This is a genomic window from Sporomusa sp., from assembly GCF_035561255.1.
GTDB lineage: Bacteria > Bacillota > Negativicutes > Sporomusales > Sporomusaceae > Sporomusa.
On sequence record NZ_DATMXX010000313.1, the window covers coordinates 1 to 4,056 of the forward strand.

Genomic DNA, 4,056 nt, shown 5'->3' on the forward strand with positions numbered 1-4,056 from the left:
GAATTAGAGAAAACGGTCTTATTTACAGCTGGAAAAACGCTTATTACCAGGCAGGATTTACTGGAAATTTTGTCAGCAGTTCCGGAGGTATCCATCTTTGCTATGATTGAAGCATTGAGCCAAAGGCAAACCCCGCAGGCAATTTCATTACTGCGTGAAGAACTGACTGCAGGTGAACACCCGGTTCGGATACTGGCACTCCTGGCCCGGCAAATCAGGCAATTATGGCAGGTTAAAGAATTGCTAAATAAGGGTTATGGCAGCCGCGAGGTAGCTGAGTTCCTAAAGGTACCTGGTTTTATTGGCGAGAAGCTGGCTAAGCAGAGCAAGGCTTTTACTGTTGTCAAACTTAAAGCCGCTACGCTCAGCTTGGCAGCAGCTGACCGGGATCTAAAAACAAGCCGGACAGGAGCGGTAGTACTGGAGAAAATAATAATTGAATTGTGCGAGTTGGAAACAAATAATTAACCTAAACAAATTCAGTAGTAAAAAATCCCGTACAATGTACGGGATTTTTTGCATAGGCGATATGAGCAATAACACTCCTGGATATCTATGAAAGTAGGCGGAGAGCAGATACTCTATTACTTTTTAAGATGATAAGGTAATGTAGATACAATCACATTTTCGCGTAATATCAGCAAGGTCCGGAGAATCCATCCAGTCTGGTTGTGAAGCAGCCTGTGCCACCATTTTGCTGGCTCAAACTCAGGGATAACAATTGTAATGTAGTGATAAATACTCTTTTGCATTTCTAATTCACTTACATATCCTAACACTGGTTGAACGATTGATCGATAAGGCGAGTAGAGTACACGAAGGGGAATGTCTAAGTTTAGATTGTTCCATTTTTCTTTGAATCTTCGACAGTCTTCCTCATCTGTATAAACATATAGGACAATAATATCCCCGCCAAGAGTTTTGGAATACCTAATTGACGCGGCAACTACCTTGGTGATACCGGAGATCGGAACTATTACAAGGTTTTTAGGCTGATAGATCTCTAAACGATTGATGAAATCCTCTGGGGAAACACGCAATTGGTTTGCTGTGGTTATATAGTGAGAGTGAATGCTCTTTAATATATAAATCATAGTCGGAATAAAGACTATAACAATCCAGGCGCCATGGCTAAATTTTGTTATAGAAATTACAAGTACAACGATACCTGTTACACAAGCGCCGAAGCTATTGAGGGCAACACGGGAAATCCAACCCGTACCTTTTTCCCGCCTCCACTTTACAACTAGACTGGTTTGGGCAATGGTAAAAGAAAGAAATACGCCGATTGCATATAGCGAAATCAAGTGCTCAACATTACCGTTAAAAACAATAATTAGTGTTGCTGAAATGAAACTTAGCAGCAGAATACCTTTGGAGTAGCCAAGCCGCTCGCCTTTTTCGCCCAGATATCGCGGAACATAGGAATCGCGGGCCATAATCGACAAAAGTGGGGGCAGTCCATTATAAGCAGTATTTGCAGCCAGGAACAAAATGAGCATAGTCGTTATTTGTATATAATAATACGCCCAGCCCCGTCCCACTATCTGTTCTGCAAGCTGGGAGAGCATGGTTGCGTTTTCTTCAGGCAACAGGTGATAGTGCATAAATAAAAACGATATCCCGGCAATCATAAAACCGAGGAGCGCCGCCATGGAGTAAGTCGTTTTTATCGCGTTTTTTACTGTCGGTTCTTTAAACATTGTGACTCCGTTCGAGATAGCCTCTATGCCGGTCATAGAACTACACCCGTTCGCAAATGCTCTTAATGCGAGGATGATAATTACCCAGTCGGCTTGCTGTTTAACTAAAGATGCAGCAGGAATAATTGGGGTGATGCCAGTAAGCGCCTTATAAATTCCAGTTCCAATCAAACATGTTATTCCTAATATAAAAAGGTATGTTGGCCACACAAAGATATTAGACGATTCCCTGACTCCCCGTAGGTTGAATACTGTTAGAACTCCGAAAAGAACAACTAGGTTAATTGACATTTCCTTCCCGATAAGAGCTGGAAACGCAGATACCAGGGCATCTGTTCCTGCTGAGACGCTTACCGCAACAGTAAGAACATAGTCTGCAATCAGTGAGGCTGCTGCGATAAGTGCAGGCGTTTCGCCTAAATTCTGCAAAGCGATAGAATATGATCCACCGCCGCCAGGATTTGCCCTTGCAACCTGGACATAGGACAGTGTTACAGTGGCAAGGAGGGCAATAACTGCTATGGTGGCGTAGCCGAAATACCCATAGATAAGCATACCCGGAATGGCTAATGTTACGATGATTTGTTCTGGTCCATAGCCAACTGAGGATAATGCATCTGATGAAAAAATAGATAATGCCTTCCATTTGGGTAATTTTTCCTGTGCGCCTTCCTCTGTCCTAAGCGGTTTGCCGATAATCAAATGTTGAAAGTTAAACATGTACTTAGTAGCCTCCTTGGTAATACAGACGATAACAGATAGTATATCACAACACCTGATCAATTACTTTATCATAAGGTGAGGCCTCTTAGATTACACGGTGTCTATAGTGTCGAGAAATATTAGCTTTGCCTCGATTGATGTTGGGAAAAGATCAAGAATGATGCAAGTGAACCAGCGTTGGGATCGCTTATTAGTTGATGAACCAGGATTGAGCATTAGGACTTTATTTTTGGTACAGATTAATGGTTGATGACTATGGCCGAAAATAATAATATCCAAATTTTGTTGTTCAAAAGCTGCGTAAGCTCTGTCTAACGTACACTTTCCCTTTCCATGTCCGTGGAAGATGCCAAGCCGGTAGGCACCAAGTAAAATTATTTCTTTTTCCGGAAGTGAGTTCTGAATAATACAGGAATCTGCATTTCCATGCACACCATAAAACCGGGCAGTGTCCTGCAATCTTTTTACAATACCTTCGTCGGTGTAGTCGCCGGCATGTATGATAAAGTCTATTTGTCCAAGCCGGACTAATAAGGCTTCAAGCTTAGTAGTTCTATGTTTCAAATGAGTGTCTGATATAACTGCTATTCTCATAGAAAGACCTGCCTTCACTGTAAAATAATCACAACATAGTTAGTATTTGTTCGCGATAATCTCCCCAGTCATTATTTAATTGCAGAAACAAGTCAATAATATGAGCAACAGTAGTAATTTTTAAAGAGCCGATAACCACCATGCTGGGGTTGGCGGCTCTTTAAAAAATTATCTCAAAAACATAAAGGATTAATTTAATATTAGTAGAATAAATATACTATAGTATAAAAAAATAATTCTTTTATTCCACATAATATAATGGGTCTCAGCCTGATGGCATTCCTGTAGTTCACTTAAATATGCAGAATTCCTATTTGCCATCAAGGGCAGCAGGCGCTGCGAGCTTAAGTCCGTAGCGATCGTTAATCGAAAAATACTGGGCTTCATCTTCCCCGGTGTTTAATATTTCATGTGTTACATTTGCATCAAACAGGATACAGTCTCCCTCATCTAAGTCATAGATTCCGGAGTCTATTAAGACCGTAATTTTACCCTTTGAGACAACAAGGTACACCCTTACCCCCATGCTCAGAGGCGGCAATATTCCGGTGGAAGCAGACTTAGGTAATGAAACCTGCAATATCTCAAGAGAACTCAGACCGTTGAAGGGGGAAACAATTAAGCTTTCAACCCTGGATATAGGGTCATATAGCACTTTGCGTTGATTCTTTTTTACGATTGCTACGCTTGAACGGAACCCGTCGTCGAGAAGATAACCAATAGACAGACGCAAGGCTCTGGCTATTTGAGCGGCAACCCGTATAGTAGGATTTTTTTCTTCGCGTTCAATTTTGGACAGCATTGATACACTCACACCAGAGAGACTGGCTAGCTCTTGCAATGAAAGGTTTTTTTCAATTCGAGCAAGTTTTACGTTTTTTCCAAACGACATGGCAACCTCCTGTAACTGGTGCGGGCAGCACTTAAAAAAAACAAGCACTACTATTATACCAAAATTTACATTATAAAATAATAGTTTTAAAAATGCAACGATTTATTCGAAAAAAATAATATACCATAAAGAGGGAAGCGTCAA

Annotated in this window: 4 protein-coding genes; 1 reads left to right on the forward strand and 3 read right to left on the reverse strand. The window is 41.1% G+C overall.

Annotated features, from left to right (window positions below; all coding sequences use genetic code 11):
• Window positions 1-468: DNA polymerase III subunit delta (gene holA / locus VN379_RS17015; protein WP_349255134.1), on the forward strand; the 468-nt coding region annotated here is incomplete at its 5' end.
• Window positions 469-584: 116 nt separating this feature from the next.
• Here holA and VN379_RS17020 read toward each other — a convergent pair.
• From VN379_RS17020 to VN379_RS17030, 3 genes are all read right to left on the reverse strand, one after another.
• On the reverse strand, window positions 585-2,423 hold the full coding sequence (locus VN379_RS17020) for an APC family permease (RefSeq protein WP_325535979.1): 1,839 nt from the start codon (window positions 2,421-2,423) through the stop codon (window positions 585-587).
• A 93-nt stretch (window positions 2,424-2,516) separates the two neighbouring features.
• Entirely contained in the window at window positions 2,517-3,020 is a 504-nt protein-coding gene (locus tag VN379_RS17025; protein ID WP_325535981.1) for a metallophosphoesterase, read from the reverse strand.
• A gap of 310 nt (window positions 3,021-3,330) precedes the next feature.
• On the reverse strand, window positions 3,331-3,912 hold the full coding sequence (locus VN379_RS17030; RefSeq protein ID WP_325535983.1) for an XRE family transcriptional regulator: 582 nt from the start codon (window positions 3,910-3,912) through the stop codon (window positions 3,331-3,333).
• Between the last annotated feature and the right edge of the window lie 144 nt (window positions 3,913-4,056).

What these genes read in the sequence shown, in the direction of transcription:
- VN379_RS17030 (WP_325535983.1), bottom strand. Translation starts at nt 3,912, where the DNA reads ATGTCGTTTGGAAAAAACGTAAAACTTGCTCGAATTGAAAAAAACCTT.
- VN379_RS17020 (WP_325535979.1), bottom strand. Translation starts at nt 2,423, where the DNA reads ATGTTTAACTTTCAACATTTGATTATCGGCAAACCGCTTAGGACAGAG.
- VN379_RS17025 (WP_325535981.1), bottom strand. Translation starts at nt 3,020, where the DNA reads ATGAGAATAGCAGTTATATCAGACACTCATTTGAAACATAGAACTACT.